The organism is Dictyobacter halimunensis (genome assembly GCF_036245075.1).
In genome coordinates this window covers 76,474-98,333 of the sequence record NZ_BSRI01000002.1, presented here as the reverse complement: position 1 = coordinate 98,333, position 21,860 = coordinate 76,474, and the positions used below count along the sequence as shown (strand labels likewise).

Annotated in this window: 17 protein-coding genes; 10 read left to right on the top strand and 7 right to left on the bottom strand. The window is 51.8% G+C overall.

What is annotated here, in order from left to right:
* The first annotated feature begins 58 nt into the window (after window positions 1–58).
* From AABA21_RS14510 to rsmG, 9 genes are all read left to right on the top strand, one after another.
* On the top strand, window positions 59–154 hold the full coding sequence (locus AABA21_RS14510) for a potassium-transporting ATPase subunit F (protein WP_126594148.1): 96 nt from the start codon (window positions 59–61) through the stop codon (window positions 152–154).
* A gap of 24 nt (window positions 155–178) precedes the next feature.
* Window positions 179–1,918 (top strand): potassium-transporting ATPase subunit KdpA, encoded by a 1,740-nt coding sequence (gene kdpA, locus AABA21_RS14505; protein WP_338251235.1) that lies wholly within the window; start codon window positions 179–181, stop codon window positions 1,916–1,918.
* Between the two features lie 4 nt (window positions 1,919–1,922).
* Window positions 1,923–4,058, top strand: coding sequence for a potassium-transporting ATPase subunit KdpB (kdpB, locus tag AABA21_RS14500; protein ID WP_338251233.1), 2,136 nt, complete (start codon window positions 1,923–1,925; stop codon window positions 4,056–4,058).
* A 27-nt stretch (window positions 4,059–4,085) separates the two neighbouring features.
* Entirely contained in the window at window positions 4,086–4,679 is a 594-nt protein-coding gene (gene kdpC / locus AABA21_RS14495) for a potassium-transporting ATPase subunit KdpC (RefSeq protein WP_420917191.1), read from the top strand.
* Window positions 4,680–4,800: 121 nt separating this feature from the next.
* The gene (locus AABA21_RS14490) at window positions 4,801–6,093 is read left to right on the top strand and encodes a universal stress protein (protein WP_338251229.1); all 1,293 of its coding nucleotides are present in this window, start codon (window positions 4,801–4,803) and stop codon (window positions 6,091–6,093) included.
* A 211-nt stretch (window positions 6,094–6,304) separates the two neighbouring features.
* On the top strand, window positions 6,305–8,458 hold the full coding sequence (locus AABA21_RS14485; protein WP_338251227.1) for an APC family permease: 2,154 nt from the start codon (window positions 6,305–6,307) through the stop codon (window positions 8,456–8,458).
* Window positions 8,459–8,703: 245 nt separating this feature from the next.
* Window positions 8,704–10,107 (top strand): sigma 54-interacting transcriptional regulator, encoded by a 1,404-nt coding sequence (locus tag AABA21_RS14480; protein ID WP_338251225.1) that lies wholly within the window; start codon window positions 8,704–8,706, stop codon window positions 10,105–10,107.
* A gap of 11 nt (window positions 10,108–10,118) precedes the next feature.
* Window positions 10,119–12,341 (top strand): vWA domain-containing protein, encoded by a 2,223-nt coding sequence (locus AABA21_RS14475; RefSeq protein ID WP_338251223.1) that lies wholly within the window; start codon window positions 10,119–10,121, stop codon window positions 12,339–12,341.
* A 1-nt stretch (window position 12,342) separates the two neighbouring features.
* Window positions 12,343–13,062, top strand: coding sequence for a 16S rRNA (guanine(527)-N(7))-methyltransferase RsmG (gene rsmG / locus AABA21_RS14470; RefSeq protein ID WP_338251221.1), 720 nt, complete (start codon window positions 12,343–12,345; stop codon window positions 13,060–13,062).
* A gap of 92 nt (window positions 13,063–13,154) precedes the next feature.
* Here rsmG and AABA21_RS14465 read toward each other — a convergent pair whose 3' ends face one another.
* The 5 genes from AABA21_RS14465 to AABA21_RS14445 form a co-directional block, all read right to left on the bottom strand.
* Window positions 13,155–14,486 (bottom strand): adenylosuccinate synthase, encoded by a 1,332-nt coding sequence (locus AABA21_RS14465; protein WP_338251219.1) that lies wholly within the window; start codon window positions 14,484–14,486, stop codon window positions 13,155–13,157.
* A gap of 96 nt (window positions 14,487–14,582) precedes the next feature.
* Window positions 14,583–16,076 (bottom strand): spermidine synthase, encoded by a 1,494-nt coding sequence (locus AABA21_RS14460; RefSeq protein ID WP_338251217.1) that lies wholly within the window; start codon window positions 16,074–16,076, stop codon window positions 14,583–14,585.
* A gap of 51 nt (window positions 16,077–16,127) precedes the next feature.
* A complete protein-coding gene (locus AABA21_RS14455; protein ID WP_338251215.1) occupies window positions 16,128–17,102 on the bottom strand; it encodes a hypothetical protein in 975 nt (324 codons plus the stop codon).
* 259 nt (window positions 17,103–17,361) lie between these two features.
* Window positions 17,362–17,847: a M67 family metallopeptidase gene (locus AABA21_RS14450; RefSeq protein WP_338251213.1), complete on the bottom strand. Its 486-nt coding sequence runs from the start codon at window positions 17,845–17,847 to the stop codon at window positions 17,362–17,364.
* A 181-nt stretch (window positions 17,848–18,028) separates the two neighbouring features.
* Entirely contained in the window at window positions 18,029–18,715 is a 687-nt protein-coding gene (locus AABA21_RS14445) for an HAD family hydrolase (RefSeq protein ID WP_338251210.1), read from the bottom strand.
* Between the two features lie 284 nt (window positions 18,716–18,999).
* Between AABA21_RS14445 and AABA21_RS14440 the strand changes: the two genes are divergently transcribed.
* The gene (locus AABA21_RS14440; protein WP_126594135.1) at window positions 19,000–19,269 is read left to right on the top strand and encodes a hypothetical protein; all 270 of its coding nucleotides are present in this window, start codon (window positions 19,000–19,002) and stop codon (window positions 19,267–19,269) included.
* Window positions 19,270–19,281: 12 nt separating this feature from the next.
* Here the strand turns inward: AABA21_RS14440 and AABA21_RS14435 are convergent, their stop codons facing one another.
* Complete coding sequence (locus AABA21_RS14435) at window positions 19,282–19,524, bottom strand: hypothetical protein (RefSeq protein ID WP_338251204.1); 243 nt, start codon at window positions 19,522–19,524, stop codon at window positions 19,282–19,284.
* A 368-nt stretch (window positions 19,525–19,892) separates the two neighbouring features.
* Window positions 19,893–21,743 carry an APC family permease gene (locus AABA21_RS14430; protein WP_338251202.1) on the bottom strand — a complete coding sequence of 617 codons (1,851 nt, stop codon included), beginning with the start codon at window positions 21,741–21,743 and terminating at the stop codon, window positions 19,893–19,895.
* Window positions 21,744–21,860 lie beyond the last annotated feature (117 nt).

Sequence of the window (21,860 nt, the reverse complement as noted above, 5' to 3'; positions counted from 1 at the left end):
TTTTCTGTGTTGTATCAGTTTCACCTTTGGGTGTGAACATTTATAGGGAGTGAGCGCAATGAACACGCCGCTGGAATATCTGCTGGTTGGTCTTGTGACACTAATCATTGCTGTTTATCTGTTTATCGCCTTACTGGCGCCTGAAAAGTTCTAATAGATTGAAATTGAGGAAGAAAAGATGCCTATAACGCCCAATAGCGTCATACAGGTTCTTATCTACCTGGTAATTCTTTTACTGATTACCAAGCCGCTGGGTCTCTATATGACAAAAGTCTTTACGGGTGAACGAACCTGGTTAACCCCTGTGCTCGCTCCCGTAGAGCGTGTGTTTTATCGTCTCTCGGGTGTGGATGCCGAGGAAGAGCAGAAATGGACCGGCTATACCATTTCGATGCTGCTATTCAGCGTTGCCGGTATGCTCCTGCTCTATCTTTTTGAGCGCACCCAGCAGTGGCAAGGTCCGCTGTTCAATCCCCAGGGATTTGGCGCGGTCGAGCCGCAGCTGGCCTTTAATACTGCCGCCAGCTTTACCTCCAACACCAACTGGCAGGCATATGTTGGCGAGCAGACCATGTCCTATCTCACGCAGATGGCGGGCCTGGCCTTCCATAACTTCGTCTCGGCGGCGACCGGCGTCGCCCTGGCGCTGGCCTTTGTGCGTGGCCTGACCAGGCGCAGCGCGCAACATCTGGGAAATTTCTGGGTAGATATCACTCGCTGTATTCTCTATATTCTGTTACCGATCTCTATTATCGGCGCCCTTGTCCTGGTTTCGCAGGGAGTGATACAAAACTTTAATGCCTATACCCAGGTAGTGACCCTGGAAGGCGTCAAGCAGGTGATTGCTCAGGGGCCGGTCGCCTCACAGGAGATTATCAAAGAGCTCGGCACCAATGGTGGCGGTTTCTTTAACGCCAACTCGGCGCATCCATTTGAAAATCCAAATGTTATCACCAACATGATCGAGATGCTGGCCATCTTTGCGATCCCGGCGGGTCTGACCTACGTGTTCGGCAAGATGGCGGGCAACACCAAACAGGGCTGGGCGATCTGGGCGGCGATGGGAATTCTCTTTCTGATCGGCGTGTTTGTTATCCTGCCAGCCGAGCAATCCGGCAACCCTCTCCTGACCCATCTAGGTGCTAACCAGGCGGTCACCGCCTATCAGGCAGGTGGCAATATGGAAGGCAAGGAAGTACGCTTTGGCATTACCCAGACCGCGCTTTTCTCGACCATCACCACCGATGCCTCTTGTGGCGCTGTTAACGGCTTTTTTGATAGCTTCACGCCTATTGGTGGCATGATTCCGATGCTCAACATCGCTCTGGGTGAGATCATCTTTGGTGGTGTTGGCTCTGGACTGTACGGCATGCTCATCTTCGCGGTCCTGGCTGTGTTTATCGCTGGCTTGATGGTTGGCCGTACGCCTGAGTACCTGGGCAAAAAGATCGAGCAGAAAGAGATGAAGATGGCGGCCCTGGCGATTTTGATCTTGCCAGCCTCTATTCTGGGTTTTACGGCTATCGCGGCTGTGTTGCAAGCGGGTACGAGCTCGATTTTGAATCCGGGTCCGCATGGGTTATCAGAAATACTGTATGCCTACACATCCGGTACAGGTAACAATGGTTCCGCATTTGGCGGCTTGAGCGCGAACACGCCATTCTATAACTGGACGATAGCTTTCGCGATGTTGATCGGGCGTTTCGCCTTTGTGGTTCCTGTCATGGCATTGGCGGGAGCGATCGTGAAGAAAAAAGTGGTACCGGCCAACGCGGGTACGTTCCCAACCACAGGGCCTTTGTTTGTGGTTCTTCTGATCGGTGTAATTTTGATTGTGGGTGCTCTGACCTACTTCCCGGCCTATGCGCTGGGACCTGTGGTTGAACATCTACTGATGCTGGCTGGAAAGAGATTTTAAAGAGATGAGTACTGATTCACTAGAAGCAAAGCAATGGAAGACGCGCCGCAAAAGTGCCAGTTCCATCTTTAATGGGCCGATTATACGTCGTGCTCTGGTAGATTCGTTGAAGAAGCTGGATCCACGCTGGCAGCTCAAGAATCCGGTCATGTTTGTGGTTGAAATCGGTAGCGTGATTACAACGGTAGAATTTGTGCGCTACCTCTTTACCGGCCCTGCCAGTGAGACCTTCTTCGTGCTGGCAGTTTCGATCTGGCTCTGGTTTACGGTCATCTTCGCCAATTTTGCTGAAGCCATGGCGGAAGGGCGAGGAAAGGCGCAGGCCGACACCCTGCGTAAGACCCGCACCACCACGATGGCGAAGCGTCTCAAGCAAGGCAGGCGCCAGTCTGACTATCAAGAGGTAGCCGCGCCGGACCTGCGCAAAGGAGACTTCGTGCTGGTTGAGGCCGGAGACGTGATCCCGGGCGACGGAGATGTGGTAGAAGGCGTCGCATCGGTCGATGAGTCCGCCATTACCGGAGAATCGGCCCCGGTTATCCGCGAAAGTGGTGGTGATCGCAGTGCCGTCACCGGCGGCACGCGCGTGCTGTCGGACTGGATTGTGGTCCAGATCAGCGCCAATCCCGGCGAGACCTTCCTTGATCGTATGATTGCCCTGGTGGAAGGCGCGGCGCGTCAGAAAACGCCGAACGAGATCGCTTTGAATATCCTGCTGGCCAGCCTGACCATCATCTTCTTGCTGGCGGTCGTAACCCTGGAACCCTTCGCCATCTACTCGCACAGCCCGGTTTCGATCACCACGCTGGTGGCGTTGCTGGTCTGCTTGATCCCGACTACCATCGGTGGTCTGCTCTCCGCCATTGGCATTGCGGGCATGGACCGCATGGTGCAGCGCAACGTGCTGGCCATGAGCGGGCGCGCGGTCGAGGCTGCCGGTGATGTCGACGTGCTCCTGCTGGATAAGACCGGCACGATTACCCTGGGCAACCGCATGGCCAGCCGCTTTGTTCCGCTGAAAGGTGTGCAGGAGAAAGAGTTGGCGCATGCCGCACTCCTGTCCAGTCTGGCGGACGAGACGCCTGAAGGAAGATCAATCGTTGCCCTGGCAAATGAGCGCTATGGACTGCATGAAGAGGTGGGCGAGCATGCGACCTTTGTTCCCTTCTCGGCCCAGACGCGCATGAGCGGCGTTGACCTCAATGGTCATGCTGACGGCACGCTGCACTCGGTACGTAAAGGCGCGGCCGAGTCGGTTTTGAGCTATGTCAAAGAACTGGGAGGCTCAGCGGGCAGCGAATTAGAGCAAATGGTCAGTTCGATTGCCCGTGGTGGCAGTACGCCACTGGTGGTCGCGGAATCCCAGCGCATTGGTTCCAATGGGGCGACGAAGAAAGATGCCAGGGTTCTGGGCGTTATCGAGCTCAAGGATATCGTCAAGGGTGGCATGCGTGAGCGCTTCGACCAGCTGCGCCGCATGGGTATCCGCACCATTATGATCACCGGCGACAATCCGCTGACGGCTGCCGCTATCGCCAAAGAGGCCGGTGTCGATGACTTCCTGGCACAGGCTACACCTGAGACCAAGATGCAGCTGATTCGAGAGCAGCAGGCCGGTGGACGCCTGGTCGCTATGACCGGTGACGGCACCAATGACGCTCCCGCGCTGGCACAGGCCGATGTGGGTGTGGCCATGAATACGGGCACCCAGTCCGCCAAAGAGGCCGCCAATATGGTCGATCTCGACTCAAATCCCACCAAATTAATTGAAGTTGTGGAAGTCGGCAAGCAGTTATTGATGACCAGGGGGGCCCTGACCACGTTCAGCATCGCCAACGACGTCGCCAAATACTTTGCGATTATTCCGGCCATGTTTATGGTCGCCTTCCCCGAACTGGGTGCTTTAAATATTATGCACCTGGCCACACCGCATAGTGCCATTTTGTCGGCGGTCATCTTCAATGCCCTGGTTATTATTGCGTTGGTCCCGCTGGCACTGCGTGGAGTGACCTACCGTCCACTGGGTGCGGCTCCGCTTTTGCGGCGTAACTTGTTGATCTATGGACTGGGCGGATTGATCGTTCCATTCGTGGGTATTAAACTTATTGATCTCCTGCTAGTGTTGCTGCATCTCGCCTAGCAAGGATTGGGAAACAAAATGAAGACCATCAAAAAAAATATGCGGCCAGCGATTGTTTTAACACTTGTATTCACAATCGTAACGGGCTTTCTATATCCGGGAATCGTCACAGGTCTATCTCAGCTGATCTTTCCCTATCAGGCCAATGGAAGTATCCACATGACCTCCGATGGGAAGCAGATCGGCTCTGACCTGATCGGCCAATACTGGACATCGGCCCGCTACTTTCATGGCCGGCCATCCGCGACCCTCTCAGAGACGGACTCCAGTAAGAGCGAGCCTTATAACGCGCAGAACTCATCGGCCTCCAATCTCGGACCCACGAACAGCACGTTGCTAAAAAATGTGCAGCAGAACGTCCAGGAGCTGCAGAAGGAAAATCCTGGCACGCCGGTACCGGTTGACCTGGTTACCGCTTCTGGATCGGGCCTGGATCCGGATGTATCGGTAGCGGGGGCCCTCTTCCAGGCACCCCGTATCGCTAAAGAGCGTGGTCTCAGTCAGGAGGCCGTGAAGACGTTGGTGATGAACCATGTGCAGGGTCGTTTTCTGGGTATCCTGGGTGAGGACCATGTCAACGTACTGGATCTGAACCTGGCACTGGACGGCCTGAAAAAATAAATGGGCTTACCTCACCCATGGGCTGCGACGTCAACACCAGGTTGTCGCGGTCCTACGGTGTGGTAAAGTAGGGAAGAAACGGTAAGCAAGCTATCTATGATGGGGAGATGGATAGAGACATATGGGTGCCCAGCCTCCAGATAAACGTATACAGGATGACGGCCGTCCAGATCCAGAGGCTTTGCTGGACCGCTATCACCTGCGTGAGGATGATGGTGACCAGCAAGCCAGTAGCATTGTGCCCGCCGATCACAGCCAAGAGGGCAAGCGCCGTGGACGTTTACGCGTTTATCTTGGCGCATCAGCGGGTGTCGGAAAGACCTATGCCATGCTCAACGAAGGGCGTCGCCGCAAAGAGCGTGGTTCTGATGTCGTGATCGGTTATGTGGAGACCCATAAGCGCGAGCAGACCCGGTCACAGATAGGAGATCTTGAGATCATCCCTCGTCAGACCATCGCCTATAAAGGGGTGCAGCTTGAGGAGATGGATACCACTGCTATCATTGCGCGTCATCCAGAGATCGTTTTGATTGATGAACTGGCTCACACCAACGTCGCGGGATCGCAACACCACAAGCGCTATCAGGATGTGATGGATATCCTTGAAGCCGGTATCGATGTCGTGACCACGCTCAATGTGCAGCACTTAGAGAGTCTGAATGATTTAGTTGAGAGCATTACTGGTGTGCGTGTGCGCGAAACCCTGCCTGACCGTATTCTGGACCAGGCCGACGAAGTTGAGCTGATCGACATTGCACCCTACGCCTTGCGCCAGCGCATGAAGCACGGCAATATTTATCCACCGGAGCGTATTGAGCCGGCGTTAAAAAACTTTTTCCGCGAAGGGAATTTGACCGCTCTGCGCGAGCTGGCTCTGCGTCTGACGGCGAACAAGGCAGAGTCGCAGCTGCAAAGGTACATGACCGAGCACGACATCAAAACGCAATGGTCCACAACTGAGCGTGTGCTGGTTGGTTTTGATCACCGGCCGCAGAGCCGCGAAATCATCCGCGATGCCTGGCGACTGGCACATGGGCTGCATGCCGACCTGATCGCGGTCTCGATCCAGCTCACCGGTTATCCTGCATTTCTACGTAAAGTCATCGCATTCATTAAATATGGTAGCGATATAAAGAAGCGATACGAAGAGATTCAGAGGAAAGTAGACGAGCACGCCTTGCTGGCTGAGGACCTGGGCGCGGAAATTATTCGGCGTAGCAGCACTGACATCGCTGGCACTATTGCGGACCTGGTGAAGCAGAAGCATGTAACCCAGGTCGTACTAGGGCAGCCGGCGCATAGCCGATGGGAGGTCCTGCTGTATGGCTCGGTCACCAATCGCGTCTTGCGCTTAACCTCTGATGCGGATATCCACCTGGTTCCTCTTAAGCACAGACCCGGCTACCACGAATAAGCCATAGAAAGAGAGCGCTGATAAAATATTGAGAGAAACGCTTCTTTTCTTTAGGGTTTCTTGAGATCCTATGCCATATAATGCATCAGTTATGTAAAGCTGGACGTCGTCCGGCGACTTTGTGTACAGAATACGCTATGTATGTCAAACGTTGCTGGAGTGGCTGTCCGCCTCATTCTCGATGCTGTGGTACTATAGGAGAGCACAAGCGATGGATCAGAAAGAAACGCGGATCCTCAATACCTCTGACAAGAACGTACAAGAAGATATGCTGGAGGCTCCAGGTTTCATCGATGGAGATGATCCTGCTCGCATTGTTCGCACAGAAATTATTCGAGGGAAGTATCCCAGTTACGAACGGATTCGAACGGTTCGGCCCAGTAAAAAGGCTCTGGAGAGTGTTAGTCCCGGGCTACTCAAGGCTACCGATGAAATGCTGGCCCCGCCTCGGGGTGGAAGCCGCATCTTTTACTATATTAAAAGGACATTGATTGGCGCGCCATTAGCCAGTTCGCAGGCGGAACATGAGCGGCTAACCAAATTCAAAGCACTGGCGGTTCTCTCGTCAGACGCGATCTCCTCGGTAGCCTACGCAACCGAAGCCTGTATGGGGGTTCTCATCTTCGCGGGATTAACCTCATTACATTTAATTCTGCCCATCAGTATCGCCATCATTGCCCTATTAGCCATCGTTGCCTTATCATATAGTCAGACTATCCCTGCCTATCCCAATGGTGGTGGTTCCTATATAGTGGCCAAAGATAATCTGGGCATACAGGCTGGATTAATCGCAGCCGCCTCACTCCTGATCGATTATGTGCTAACCGTCTCGGTAAGTGTAGCTTCGGGTGTGCAAAATCTCGCTTCAATTCCTTTCTTTCACTTTTTGAATGCGCCCCATTTAGAGGCGTGGGTGGATGTGGCGCTGGTGGTTCTCATCACAGTCGTAAACCTGCGCGGTGTGCGTGAGTCGGGTTCCATTTTTTCTATCCCTACCTACTTCTTTGTCTTTAGCGCGGCCTTCATGATTATCGTTGGTATATTTGATGCCTTTGTGATCCATCACCAGCCGCTGATTGGCACGTTTCACACGATAAATAATCAGGCGATCAAAGTAACCGAATCCGTTTCGCTGTTCCTCGTATTGAGGGCATTTGCCTCAGGCTGTTCGGCCATGACAGGTGTCGAGGCCATCTCCAACGGGGTACCGGCCTTTAAGAAGCCAGAAACCAGAAACGCCAGAACCACCTTGATGTGGATGGCCATCATCCTTGGCTTTTTATTCGGTGGCATCACTATCCTTACTCTTACCAATGGGATTGCGCCAGATCCCAGCGGTAACCAGACCGTGATTGCGCAGATCGCCACCCATGTCTTCAGTGGTCCGCTGGCCTTCATGTTCCCCGTCTTCCAGCTCGGTATCCTGCTGATTTTGACGCTGGCGGCCAACACCAGCTACGCGGATTTTCCACGTCTGGCTTCCTTGCTGGCGCGTGACAACTTCTTGCCGCACCAGTTCGCCTTTCGTGGAGACCGCCTGGCATTCTCGATCGGCATTGTCTGCCTGGCGATTATGGCCAGTGCCTTACTGCTAGTATTTGATGGCAGCGTCGACCATCTGATCGACCTGTATGCCGTGGGCGTCTTTATGTCCTTCACGCTCTCCCAGAGTGGTATGGTGCGGCACTGGTGGAGGTTGCGAGATCAGCAAAAGAACTGGATACGCAGCGCTATTATTAATGGAACGGGTGCCTTGACGACGGCCCTGGTGGCGCTGGTCATCGCGTATACCAAGTTTTTATCCGGCGCCTGGATCGTTGTCGTACTGATCCCCTTGCTGGTATTAATGTTCATGGGGATTCATGCGCACTACAAGCGAGTCGAGCAGGAGCGTACCACGAACATTCCGGCCAAACCGGCTGACATCAAGCACCTATTCATCGTACCAATTGCGGGTATGGACCGTGTTTCTGTCCAGAGCCTTTCCTATGCTCGCTCGATCTCTGACAATGTCATCGCAGTGCATGTAGCGATCGATGCGGATGATGAGAAGCGCGTGAGTGAAGCCTGGAAGCAGTGGCGCCCCAACATCGGGGCCAGCGAAAAGACTGAACTGGTAGTCATCGAATCACCATACCGCTCGTTGAGACGTCCTTTGCTGGCATATATTGATACCGTTCATGAACTGTATCCGGACTACACGCTGACCGTCTTGCTGCCAGAATTTATCGTGGCTCATCTGTGGGAGCACTTTTTGCACAACCAGACGGCGCTGACCCTCAAGGCTGCCCTACTCTTCCGACCGGGCATCGTCGTTACCAGCGTACCGCAACACTTGCCCACGCGCATGGTGAGAACAATCTAGCGTAGCGGCTTAAAACACATGCCGCGACAAAAAACGCAAGAATAAACCATAAAAATGCATGAAAATGCAGCTGTAGCAAACGTTTACAGATGGTTTACCCTTGCGTTTTCTCATTGCAGGCTGTAGAATCAAGTATGGTTCCACATGTTTTTTGGTCCCGTTGGAACATGCCGGATCGGTTACCCGCCCTCAATCCCAGACATGTATCACACGAGCCAACCCCCAAGAAAGGTAGCATAAACTGAATGACTATCACTACACGACCGCGCACTATTGGTGAATTGCGTGATAGTGGATATAAGGTCCTTTCCGTGAAAGCAGAAATGCGGAAAAATCTTATTCAGAAGATTCGTGATGGAGAAGAGCTATTCCCAGGGATCATTGGCTACGAGGACACCGTGATTCCTCAGATTGAGAATGCTATCCTCTCAGGGCAAGATATTATCTTCCTTGGTGAACGAGGTCAGGCCAAGACGCGTATCGCACGCAGTCTGGTGAATTTATTAGATGAATATATTCCAATTATAGCCGGCAGTGAGATCAATGATGATCCATTTGATCCGATAAGCAAAGCTGGCCGTGATAAAATCGCAGAATTTGGTGACCGCACAGAAATTGAGTGGATCTCGAGGGACCGTCGTTATGGTGAAAAGCTAGCGACCCCTGATATTACTATCTCTGATCTTGTGGGCGAGGTTGACCCGGTCCGTGTGGCGGAAGGCCGTTATCTTTCGGACGAACTTACCATCCACTATGGTATGATACCACGCACGAATCGTGGCATCTTTTGTATTAACGAGCTACCCGACCTTGCCGAGCGCATTCAGGTTGGTCTGCTCAATATTATGGAGGAGCGTGACGTCCAGATTCGTGGATATAAGATTCGCCTGCCGCTGGATGTATACGTAGTTGCCAGCGCGAACCCAGAGGATTATACCAATCGTGGTCGCATCATTACGCCGTTGAAGGACCGTGTTGGCTCAGAAATTCGCACCCACTATCCTCTCACCATTGATCATGAAATTTCGATTATGGAAGAGGAGAGCAGCAAGTTCCTGACCGATGGTCTGGATGTGGTGGTGCCGCAATTTATGAAAGAAGTAATCGCGGAAGTGACCCATCTGGCCCGGCACAGCAACGACATCAGCCAGCGTTCTGGTGTGAGTGTACGTGTCACCGTTTCAAACTACGAGAACGTACTCAGTAATGCCAGTCGCAGGGCGCTCCGCTTAAAGGAGCGGCAGGTTGTGCCCCGCGTCAGCGACCTGGAGGCCATCATGGCATCAACCAGTGGCAAGATTGAGCTAGACGCCGTGGGTGATATCAAAGAAGAGCGTGTTGTTCAGAAGTTAATCAATAATGCGATTCTAAGCGTGTTTGGTCAGTACTTCGAGCAGCGCGAATTTGAGCAGCTAGTCGCAGGCTTTGAGCGTGGACTCAATGTTCAGGTTGGTGATGACATGCCATCGATGGAATATGTCAACCAGCTCTCAAAGGTCGGTGGTCTAAGTAAAGCAATCGACAAACTGCACGGCCGAGGAAATCCAGCCTTAGTTGCGTCTACTATTGAGTTTATCCTCGAAGGGCTCCATCTGAACCGACGTCTTAATAAGGATGAAGTAGGTGGTAAAACGCGCTATCGACGCTAGAGGACGCAAGCATGTTCAATCGATTTTATCGAAATCGCTATGGTTATAGCCGTTGGGACGGAACTCAAAAGATTGAAGGTATCGACGCGGATGATATCCTCAATGCACTTGCCGATGATTACATGGAGGATGGCAACCTGCAGCAGGCGTTAAAGCGTCTGATGCAGGACGGCATCCAGGGCCAGGAAGGCCAGCGCACCATGGGGTTGCGTGAAATGATGGAGCGCATGCGCAACACGCGCAGAGAGCAGCTCAATCGTTACAACATGGCCTCGGGCGTCATGGATGACCTGCGTGAAAAGCTCGAAGAGATTAAAAATCTTGAGCGCGAAGGTATCCAACAGCGCCTGGATGGCAAGCAGTCAGAGTCCCGCCCAAATCCATCTGAGCAGGGTGGCCAGCAGTCCCAGCAGGGTCAGCAACCCCAGATGGGTGAGCAAGGCCAGCAATCTCAGATGGGCGAACAAGGTCAGCAAGGCCAGGCAGGTCAGCAGTCTCATATGGGAAGTCAGAGGCAGCAAGGTCAAATGGGCCAGCAGGGGTCGTCAGAACAGGATGGTGCAGAAGGGGATGGCTTAACGCCTGAACAGAAGCAGCGCATGCTGGAGATGATCGCCAAGCGCAAGCAAGATTTTCTCAATGGGCTGCCAAAGGATATCCCCGGCCAGATCAAGGGTCTGTCTGATTACGACTTCATGGATGATCAGGCACGTGAAAAGTTCAACGAGTTGATGCAGGGCCTGCAGCAGCAGATGATGCAGCAATTCTTCCAGGGTATGCAGCAATCGTTGCAGAACATGTCCCCGGAAGATATCGCCAACATGCGCGAAATGATCCGTGATCTGAATAAGATGCTACGTGAGCGCCAGCAGGGTCTTGAGCCCGACTTCGACTCATTTATGCAGAAGCATGGTCAGTACTTCCCAGGGGTCAACTCTCTGGACGACTTGATCGAGCAGATGCAGCAGCAATCCGCAGCCATGCAAGGGATCATGGATAATCTCTCGCCAGAGCAACGTCAGGAATTACAGGACCTGATGGATCAGCTAATGGGAGACGATCGCATTCGCGTAGACATGATGGAACTGGCGCAGAACCTGGAGGCGCTTGCCCCATCAGACCAGATGCGCACTCGCTTCCCCTTCCGTGGCGAGGAGTCTCTGCCTTTGAATGAGGCCATGCGCGTCATGGGCCGCATGCAGCAGATGGAGGGGCTGGAAGAGCAGCTCCAGGAGGCGCGGCGCCTGGAGAATATGGAAGCCATCGACAGCCAGAAGGTGAAAGACCTGTTGGGTGATGAAGAGTACCAATCGGTCGAGCAGCTCAAGCAGCTGATGAAGACGCTGGAAGAAGCCGGCTACATCCAGAAAAAGGGCAACCGCTGGGAGCTCACGGCCCGTGGTATTCGCAAAATTGGCCAGAAAGCCTTGCAGGATATCTTCAACAAGATGAAGCGCGACGGCTTTGGGCGGCATGTCAGCCCATTCCGTGGGGTAGGTGGTGAGCGTACCGACGAGAGCAAAGCCTATCAATTCGGTGATCCATTCCTGCTGGACCTGGAAAAAACCTTGATGAATGCCGTGCACCGCCGCGGCACCGGCACGCCCGTCAACCTGACCAAAGAAGATTTCGAGGTTTATCGTACTGAGCTGACGACCCAATCATCGACCGTGCTCATGATCGACATGAGTCTCAGTATGGTCTATAATGGCTGCCAGCAGGCGGCCAAGAAGGTCGCGGTTGCCCTGGAAAGCCTGATCCGTTCACAGTTTCCACGCGACAACCTGTATATCGTCGGCTTCTCCTATATGGCGAGGGAATACAAGCCCAACGAGCTGATAGAGCTCAGCCGGTATGACAACGATCGCGGCACCAATATGGCGCATGGTCTGATGCTGGCGCGTCAACTGCTGGCCCGGCAGCGCTCGGCCAACAAGCAGATCATCATGATCACTGATGGTGGGCCAACCGTCTGGCACGAGGAAGAATATGGCTGGCAATTCGCCTACCCAAGTCCTTTTGCCGAACAGCAGACCCTGCTAGAGGTACAGCGCTGCACGCGTGAGAACATTACCATTAATACCTTTATGCTCTACGATGATCATTGGATGGTAGCGTTCGTCAATCAACTGGCCCAGATCAACCATGGCCGCACATTTTACGCGGACAAAGACAACCTGGGAGAATATCTCCTGGTTGATTACCTCAATAGTAAGCGGAAGTTAGTATCGTAATATGTCTGAAGATTTCTTATCCGTATTCCAATCAGGATTAGAGCAACTGGGTCTTCCTCAATCACTTGAGGAGGCCTTTTTGCTCTACCGGCAGGAACTGCTGGATTGGAATACGCGGTTTAATCTGACAGCAATCAAAGATCCAGGGGAAGTGTTGATCAAACACTTCCTCGACTCATTGTCGTTGCTGCAGATCTATGATGCGCAAAAGGAAATACATCTGCTTGACATTGGTACAGGACCAGGATTTCCCGGCCTGCCATTAAAAATCGCGCGTCCGGAGTGGAAGGTCACTTTGATCGAGGCAACAGGTAAGAAAACAACGTTTTTGCAGCACATGGTTGACCTGCTCCACGTAAAAGATGTTGAGATTATCCATGGTAGGGCTGAAGACATCGCCCATAAGCGCGGCTATCGTGGAAATTTCGACCTGGTGACGGCGCGGGCTGTCTCCTCACTATCAGCTTTGCTCGAATGTAGCGCCCCATTTTGTCGTGTAGGAGGAGCTATTGTGTTGCCAAAGAAGGGAGAGATGGGGGACGAACTGGTACAAGGAAAGCGGGCAGCGCGCCTGTTAGGGGTACGTTTGAAGAGTGATATTCCAGTTACCTTGAACGGCCTGGACGATGGCCGCAGGCTCTTATATTGGGAGCAGTATAAAACCTGCCCTACGCAATATCCTCGCTCCTGGGCTGCCCTCACCAAAAGCCCCCTGGTTTAAGTGGGTGCAGCCGAGGTTCTTTAGTAAATTGGTGCATGAGGCGCGCATCCGCGCCTCATGCACCAATTTACTAAAGAACCTGTGAGCATTCGTTATTTGAAGGCGTTGCGTGGATAATGATTATCATAGCTCGGTTCAGCCAGAATATCCTGGATCTGAATGGTCTGACCGCGCTGGGGGCTCAAGGAAACCATGACAATCGGGGTCTCCAGCACCTCTTCCAGCCGCTTCAGGTAGTTCTTGGCCGCGGTGGGTAGTTCATCGTAGGTGCTGATGCCGCTGGTATTGCTTTGCCAGCCCTCAACCTCCTCGTAGATTGGCTCGCAAGCGGCCAGGTCGTTGGGAGCGGCGGGGAGGCTATGGATGGTCTGTCCCCGCAGACTATAGGCGGTACAGATTTTGATAGTGGGGAGCGTATCCAGCACATCCAGTTTGGTGATGACGGCGGCATCCAGGCCATTGATCTGCGCAATGAAGCGTCCCGCCACGCCATCGAACCAGCCACAGCGACGCTCACGACCATTATGGATCTTATATTCGTGACCGCGCTCACGCAGCACATCAGCGGTGGCGGCATCGAAGATCTCGGTGGGCATCGGACCGCTACCGATGCGGGTCGTATAGGCTTTATAGATACCTACCACGCGATCGATGCAGCGTGGCGGCAGCCCCGCGCCCACGGCAGCATTAGCCGCCATGGTAGAAGAAGAGGTCACGTAAGGATACGTGCCAAAATCGATATCCAGCAGAGCGCCCTGAGCACCTTCTAAAAGGATCGTCTTATGTTCCGACAGGGCATCGAGCAGCATTTTTTGCGTATCAGCCACATGTGAGTAGAGCTGTTGACCATATTTAAAATACTCGCCATGGATCTCTTCCAATGAAAGGGCGGGTTGTCCATAAATCTGGGTAATCATGCGATTCTTTTGTTGCAGGATCATCGACAATTTGGCGCGAAAGGCATCGACATCGAGCAGTTCCGCCATCCTGATCCCTGTGCGTGCGTGTTTATCCACGTAGGCGGGAGCAATACCACGTGGTGTCCCCTCCAACTTCTCTCCTATGCGTGATTCTTCCTCTAGACGATCCAACACAAAGTGATATGGCATAACGACATGCGCCCGCTCACTGATATAGAGCCGCGAAACGTCTATGCCCTGTGTCTGTAACAACGCCAGCTCATCGAGCAGAGCTTTAGGATCGACAACGACTCCATTGCCAATGATGCAAGTAGTATTAGGGAAAAGAATACCCGAAGGGACGAGGTGAAAGGAAAACTCACCCCCATCATGTACCACACGATGGCCGGCATTGTTGCCACCTTGATAACGCACCACATAATCGGCCCGCATCGACAGCTCATCAACAACCTTGCCTTTGCCCTCATCTCCCCATTGCGCACCAATAACTGCTACTACCGCCATGATCGTATATCCTCTCAGCTTTCTATGTTCATCTATTCAGGCCTGATAGAGAACCCTTATCCCATTACAACAAATTTACTTTGCTGCTGTCAATATTCAGGGTTGCAAAATATAGTTGAGCAACAACTGATCTGTAATCTGTTCAATTGGCGCTTTGTCATCAGTAAAGACGATGCCCCCGTCTGTGTGACCACGTGTAGCTACAGGTAAAACTTCACTGGCGAGTTGGCCCAGGGTCGTATCGACTGGGAACTGAGAAAGATTCGAACGGAACGTTTCAAGTGAGGTTGGTTGCATGGTAGCCATAATCTCAGTATTGATGGTACCCGGCACATTGAAAACGTAGACATTGGGAAAAACGGTACTTAACGTATTGACAAAGGCCTGTACCAGACGATAGTCATGCGCGGTATGCCCGGTATTGAGTGCGACCACGCCTGTTGTTGAAAGATGGTCGCGAACCTGGGTAAAGAACTCACGTGTTGTAAATTGGAAGGGAATGTATGGTTGCTGGAACGCATCAATAGCCACGACATCGTATTTTTGATGCGATGAAGCCAGGAATGTTCGTCCATCCTGGGCATAGACATGGAGGTTGGGTTCATTCATATTGAAGTAGCGGCGTCCCACATTAACAATGGCGGGATCAATCTCAGCGCCATCAATCTGCACCTGCGGGTAGACTTGAGAAAACTGGCGCGCTACCGTACCGCCGGCGAGGCCGATAATGCCCACGCGCTTCAGCTGATCAGGTTTAAAGCCCGCATTAAAGTAAGGCGCAGCCAGGAAGTAGTCCCAGTACCAGCCGGTCAACTGTGTGGGGTTGTTGGGATTATATACCGAGTGAATTGCTTGCCCTTCATTCAGAATGAGCTGACGTGTGCCATCGGGTGTTTGCGTTATCTGAATGTAGTTATAGAAAGACTCCTGCTCATAGATCAGATCGGGGATTTCTTTCAGTGGACCCAGTGGTATTGCCAGGGCTGCGACCAACAGGATAATTACAGCTGGCAACGGCAGTAACGATGTGGCGCGTCGCCAGCGAGGGAAGATACCCCAGAGCGAGGCCGCGAAGAGAACAACGCCAAAAATAAGCAGAGCGCGTCGTACGCCAAAGGTAGGAATCAGCCAGAGCACCGGTAAAAAGGCGCCCAGAATACTACCAACGGTAGAAATAGCATAGAGCGAGCCACTGATACGGCCACTCTTTTTCACATCACTTGTGATCAAGCGGATCGCAAACGGCGAAACGAGTCCAAGCAAAATAACTGGAATAGCAAACAGTAACATCGTGCCAACCAGCGAGCCAAGAAAAATGCCGACGGAAACTTGTTCGAGCCCAGTGACAGACCAGGTGAGAATGCTTTGACATACGAAGGGAATAATGATAATGGAGAGAGCCGCAGCCGCCGTAATCACACACAGCACCTGTGTATAAGGATAGCGATCGGCGATGCGTCCACCCAAAAAGTAACCCACCATCAGGTAAAGCAGAATCAGACCGATGAGATTGCCCCAGATAAAGAGTGAGGTACCAAAATAGGCACCCAGGAGACGTGACGCGCACATCTCAAGAGCTAAACTTGTCATGCCACTTACGAACACCAGTCCGCTCAGAAAGTATTTCAACATTTCCTCCGATTATGGTGTTCCGGTTTGTGTAAATTGGAACTTACCAATCATGATATTGTAATACGCTGTACTTACTTGTGCAAATTGAGTATCCGGCGCCTGAAATTCTAGCACAAAATTTTTCCCTTGATGAACAGTTGCACAGATAGTAACATGTTCTTTTGTTTGATTATTCATATACGCAATAGATGCGGTTGACCAGGTTTCGCCTCCAATCGTTGCCGCCTGACCGGCAGGTGGCTGGGGTGTCTCATAGCCGGGTTTACCGGCGTACACTGCTTGAATCTCGCCCGCCAATAGTTGATCCGCGGTCGCCGTCGGATTATCCAGACGCTTAAAGACAGCGACCTGGTCCGGCTGTTGCGGATTGACAAATTGGAAACCAGTAACCCCAGAAAGTGTACTGGCCTGCCAGCCGACAGGGAACTGATCTATAAAGCCATCTGGAGCACAATCACTACCACACCACGTAAAGCCGGCCTCTGGAACCGTTGTTGGGACCGTGAGCGGTGTCGCTGTAGCTGACATTCCAGCAGTGGTAGTGGTAGGCATAGCCACCGTAGTTTTATACGTATGAAGTGGCTCCTGTGTTGCTTTTTGTCGATTATGCTGACTGGTCACATACATGGTAGAAAGGCCAATGGCTCCTATAAATACCAGTACCAGGCAAATACATGCGACCAGGATGGTTGAATGAGAAGGTCCCCGGCGCAGTTTGGCCGTAGAAGGCGGACCGCCGGATTGAGCGTTATACGGTTGGTGCTGGAATGCTTCATAGCTGGGAGCTGGAGGATAAGGGCTACGCTGATGAGGCAGATGCTGGCTGTTTCGGCGAGGAAGGTTGATCGCTTCCGTTTCACCTTGATGGAACTCGCTGGAAACACCAGGTGTCGCATAGGTTGGATCAAATGCTGGTGTGTTTCCGCAATTTCTACAGACCTCTCCCGAGGATGGTAGCTCATTGCCACAGCCTGAACATTTCATTCGCTCTATTGTGCAGCTATCCCTGCCATAAGACAAGGAATCGATGCACGCCTCCTTCTATGTGCTCTATCGCGTTGTATTTCACATCAAGGATCGTCTGTGACGTGAACTATTATCCTTATCCCTTACAAGGATGATGGATGTTGCCACGAAGATAGGAGTGAGTTCATCTCGTACACACCGCCTCAGAAATCGATTATAACGCATTTACAGAAGTGTGGCTAGACGTATGACCAACTTTTTATGCGACTGATACGTATTAAGACGATTGAATGACGATAGGGATGATTTTTAACCCCGCACACTCAAAATGATGGTAGGCGATCATAGAAGAAGGGGCAATTTCTCCATGCATGGTGTGAAGCGAAGCCGCATCAAAAGGACCTCTGATAATAATCCAGGCCCATGGGATCTGTTGGTCCTGGTTAACGCGTTGCATGTTCTCGCGATCGGTCGCGCTGGCTCCAGGAAAACCTGTTGGATGGCTATGATAGACGCCAATGATCTGGCCCGGGTAGAGAAGCTCGATCTGCAGTAGTTCATCTGGCGCAAACTCAAAATACACGGGTGAAGCGGCCGTATTTCGCAGAGGATGGGCCTGATCGACATGCCAGTTCCCCTGAGCATCAAGAGAGCCTAGCAGCACACCGCAGGCTTCTATGTCCGGACGCTGTGAAATATCCTCAAACAAAGTAGAAAGAGTTTCTTTCTTAAGTGAGAGATAAGGGGCGGGATATTGATTCATACATGCTCCTTGACCAGAGAAAAAGTAAGAGATATGGCTGGCTGATAATGTGTGTTTTTTAGCTACTATAGCATAGCTGGCAAGATGCATGGTTGCACAGATACATGAGCAGGGATAACGACAGTTGATGTGAGGTATCCAGCTGCCTTATCCCTGATATGGTTGTGTAGATACAATTGTGCTAGCGAGAGCCCTGTTTCTGGTTCCAGAAGCGTTCTGCTGGTATGCCTTTGAGTTCAGCAATATGCTCAACCTCAATATCGGGAACAAACCCCTCGGGGAATGCTTCTTTCGCATATTTCCCCTGTTTTACAAATACCGTCGTAGTTTGATCGTGCATAAGATGCTGAACGTCAACCAGGATTTTGGGTTTATCATCAATAATGGCATAATGATCCGCGGGATACTGTTTCGTGATCTCATCGATGTGCTCTTGCTTATGGACAAATAACATGACACGACCATTAACTGCATCGGCGAGAGAGCTATTAAAAATTTTCTCAGCCTGGTAATCTAAATCTCCATCAGAGACGATGACGACTGTGCCAATAGTATTTAAATACTGCAACGTTTCAAAGACACCGGGGAATACCGCCTTCTGGAAGGGATAATTTTCAAACATAGAGACGACATGCTGATAGGTTCGCTCGTCTAACTCATCTTGAGAACATCGTACGCGGAAGCGTTGTAGAGTCAGAGGAATATCGACCACGCCCCGTTCTTTGCGTACCTCTTCATAGAGATTCCAATAGCGCTCCGTCAAGGACGGTCCTAGTTCTGCCAGCAGAAATTGATTTTGCTCTTCTTTAATCCCATCATTATCAAGTAGCGTGTTATCGACATCGATCCAGAATACAAGTGTTGACATGGTGCTCTCTTTCTTCGTCTATCGCGAATAGCGTAAGCCAGTTGATACACAGGTTACAGACAGAGATCAACCAGTATTGATCGCTTCTGTAGGTCTGTATACGCTTAATGATACGTTCCTTTTTTTCATTTTGTTTCGATTTTTGAGGATAGCTCAGAAATTAGTATTGCCAGCAATTGGTTCTCAGAAGAGACTATGCTGATAGGGTGGGCGAGGTGTATACTGCAGGATGACCTGTCAGCACAGGCAACCAGGTCCAACGAGTTTTGTTGAAGAGGAGCAATATGAAGGTTATTTTTAGGAGCAAAGATTTCGCCAGCGTTGAGGGGTCTGGATTTGGTTTTAATAATCGGCGCCCGATGGCCAATGCGTGGCAATACCAGGGCCGGGTGCAGCATCGCCAATGGACGGGCACGTATGAATGCGAATGGGAGCAGAATGCAAACAAAGCCAGACAGCCTGAGCTCATATGGGTGGTTAAAGGGGACGCACGTCTCTTTGGCCTGGCTGCGGGCCTCAAATCAAAGGGATTTATTGTTGAAGTGGAACCGTAGAGGTCTTTATCCCTATCCCTTGCCATGTCCATCTTCGCGCGCCTCGTGGAAGGCACGAGATGAGAAGAAAAAGGGTTCTTTAAATAGCTCTCCCAGCCAGGTGGTGAACAATGTGAAGCTCTGTGTGAGGCGGTTTCTGAATGACTCAAGTCTGATGATATACATCGAGAGTTCCCGTTGAGTGAGTAAGTGTTTGATCTCTTCGGTTTCCAGCAAGACCCCCTGGCCCTCGCGAACAAAGAGGAGAACACCCATACAGAGCATTTCCTGGGCAAGTAAGGAAATGCTCCGGGCGATGTTGTGGGTATACAGGTGGGTACAGGTTACTTTTACTCCATATCTTTCCGCCTTATTCTTCATGAGTTCAAAAAAATCGTAGGCCTGCGCGATGAACTCTGCCCTGATATGCTGACGCCGACCTTTTTGTGCAGGAGGAAGCAACGCAACCAGCAGCAAATCCGCGTGTGCCTCCTGCGCGAAAGCCAGTGCTTGTGAGCAGGCTGCACTATCGATACCATGCACAAAGGGGAGGAGGAATAATGGCCTGTCGATTTTTCTACTCCATTTCTTAATAATGTAAAAACACTACTTCATAATCATCTTCTCAATCATATGCTATGTGCTTACCAATTCTTCACGAGGTGGATAACCTTGCCATGTGGTGTAAGTTCATAGCGCATGCGGTCGGGATTGATATCCTCAACCTGTGAAAGCAGGTCTGCTGGTAATACGACATCGCGCGGTTGCGCGAATCTCCAGACCTGTTCTACGACGTCGGAGGTGGCGAGCTGGTAGACAAAGTGACTTGGAACGCCATTCTGTCCTGCCAGGCGTTGAGCCAGGCGGAAGGTATCCTTGGCCTGTCCATCTTCCAGGTACGGGTCTACGATTTCAAAAGGCGAGGGGGCACGGTTCACCTTTTGTTTGCTCAGGTACAGAAAGATCACCGATCGCCTCTCTGCTGCCTCGTCGGACACCTCTTTGATAGCGCTCTCAATGACGCGTTCATTGTTATGCTCGTTGCCTACCAGTACGGCAAGTACGGCGTTAGGCATACGTGTCTCCAATGGTTTGGGAAGGACAACAACACGTCCTTGCCGCAGCGAGTTCACGATCGCCACACTCATACCTAACAGAACAACGGTTCCCCCGAAAAGAGTTCCCAGTGGTTTTGAGAAGATACTGATGATCCAGGCAAGCATCACGGTGAAGGTCGTAAAGATGCCTGCCCAGAAGTCAAGCGTCCCCCCCAACGCCGCTAGCTTGCCCTGAGGTTTGCGCACTTGAAGCCGTGCCGGTGACTTTCTGGCGCGCCTTTCACGTGCTCGAATGACATCAAGTCCCAGGCAGGTGAGTGAGAAAGCCGCCAGTAGCCCAAAGGCATACATATCTCCCAGCGTATTAATCTGACCACGCACAATCAGCAGGACGACGATAGGGATACTTGTGGCGAGGGCGATAGAGTTATGGGGTGAGTTACGGATGCGGTTGCGTTTCAAAACGATGGCTGGCAGAAAGTCCATGCGTGCCAGCGCCATAAAGACGTGATAGGCGCCAATGATGGCGGTATTGCCCGCAAAGATTAAGATCAGGCTGGCGCTGATGGCGACCTCATGTTGAATAATGCTGCTTCCCCAGTGTCCTCCCAGCAGAGAGATAAGCTGGGTTGAAAGGACCTCATCTCTGGCTGCCGCTGGCTGTAGCAGTGTTGAAAGTGCGGTGAGAAGCGGGCTGGTTGCGCCGATACTTAACACAACCAGTAAGAGCGCCAGGCTAATTACTTTCTTGCGTGGCGTTTTCATGACTGGTGATAGCTGGGAGATGCTTTCCAATCCTGAGAAGGCCAGGAATGCACCTGAAAAGCCGACCAGCAGCGAGACCGGGGTGAGGGGTTGAGAGGTCAGGGATGACAGGAAGAGTGCTCCAATCTGTTGAAGCGGTACATTGATAAATACCACTACCAGGACCGCAATAGAGCTGCCAAAGGCAATTAGAGCCGCGACCATACTGACTTTAGCGCTTTCACTGATGCCGATCCAATTCAGTATACCCAGCAGAAGGATAACCCCGATGGCTATATAAAGGGTATAGGGAAGCAGGGCGGGAAAGACGACGGCGAGGTATTGGATGGCTGATTGACAGCTGATGGCTGCGGTCAGAAAGTAGCTGACCAGGATAAACATGCCTCCGAGTGCTCCCGCCCAGCTATGGATGCCCTGGGCCGCGACCGAAACCACGCCACCTCCTTCTGGAAAGCGCGAACTGACTTCAGCATACTTGAGCGCGAGCAAGACGAAAACAATCATCGTCAGCAGAACAAAAAAGCCTGCCAGTTTGCCCACACTACTATAGAGAATGCCTGGGACATAGTAAATGGAAGAGCCGATATCAGCGAAAACCACTGCCCAGCAGAGCAGTGGCCCTAGCGATGCCTTACCATGGTCTTCTGTATGTGAGGATGTAGCCTGTGCCATACCTCTTCCTGCCTCCTAATAAAACATTAGAAAAACATATCAAAGCAGTTATCAGGCACATGCAAGGATTGCCTCCTCTTTTTTTCTATAGCGGCGTGCATTATCGTATGATAAACT

What these genes read in the sequence shown, in the direction of transcription:
- AABA21_RS14510 (WP_126594148.1), top strand. Translation starts at nt 59, where the DNA reads ATGAACACGCCGCTGGAATATCTGCTGGTTGGTCTTGTGACACTAATC.
- kdpA (WP_338251235.1), top strand. Translation starts at nt 179, where the DNA reads ATGCCTATAACGCCCAATAGCGTCATACAGGTTCTTATCTACCTGGTA.
- kdpB (WP_338251233.1), top strand. Translation starts at nt 1,923, where the DNA reads ATGAGTACTGATTCACTAGAAGCAAAGCAATGGAAGACGCGCCGCAAA.
- AABA21_RS14490 (WP_338251229.1), top strand. Translation starts at nt 4,801, where the DNA reads ATGGGTGCCCAGCCTCCAGATAAACGTATACAGGATGACGGCCGTCCA.
- AABA21_RS14485 (WP_338251227.1), top strand. Translation starts at nt 6,305, where the DNA reads ATGGATCAGAAAGAAACGCGGATCCTCAATACCTCTGACAAGAACGTA.
- AABA21_RS14480 (WP_338251225.1), top strand. Translation starts at nt 8,704, where the DNA reads ATGACTATCACTACACGACCGCGCACTATTGGTGAATTGCGTGATAGT.
- AABA21_RS14475 (WP_338251223.1), top strand. Translation starts at nt 10,119, where the DNA reads ATGTTCAATCGATTTTATCGAAATCGCTATGGTTATAGCCGTTGGGAC.
- rsmG (WP_338251221.1), top strand. Translation starts at nt 12,343, where the DNA reads ATGTCTGAAGATTTCTTATCCGTATTCCAATCAGGATTAGAGCAACTG.
- AABA21_RS14465 (WP_338251219.1), bottom strand. Translation starts at nt 14,486, where the DNA reads ATGGCGGTAGTAGCAGTTATTGGTGCGCAATGGGGAGATGAGGGCAAA.
- AABA21_RS14460 (WP_338251217.1), bottom strand. Translation starts at nt 16,076, where the DNA reads ATGACAAGTTTAGCTCTTGAGATGTGCGCGTCACGTCTCCTGGGTGCC.
- AABA21_RS14455 (WP_338251215.1), bottom strand. Translation starts at nt 17,102, where the DNA reads ATGAAATGTTCAGGCTGTGGCAATGAGCTACCATCCTCGGGAGAGGTC.
- AABA21_RS14450 (WP_338251213.1), bottom strand. Translation starts at nt 17,847, where the DNA reads ATGAATCAATATCCCGCCCCTTATCTCTCACTTAAGAAAGAAACTCTT.
- AABA21_RS14445 (WP_338251210.1), bottom strand. Translation starts at nt 18,715, where the DNA reads ATGTCAACACTTGTATTCTGGATCGATGTCGATAACACGCTACTTGAT.
- AABA21_RS14440 (WP_126594135.1), top strand. Translation starts at nt 19,000, where the DNA reads ATGAAGGTTATTTTTAGGAGCAAAGATTTCGCCAGCGTTGAGGGGTCT.
- AABA21_RS14435 (WP_338251204.1), bottom strand. Translation starts at nt 19,524, where the DNA reads ATGGGTGTTCTCCTCTTTGTTCGCGAGGGCCAGGGGGTCTTGCTGGAA.
- AABA21_RS14430 (WP_338251202.1), bottom strand. Translation starts at nt 21,743, where the DNA reads ATGGCACAGGCTACATCCTCACATACAGAAGACCATGGTAAGGCATCG.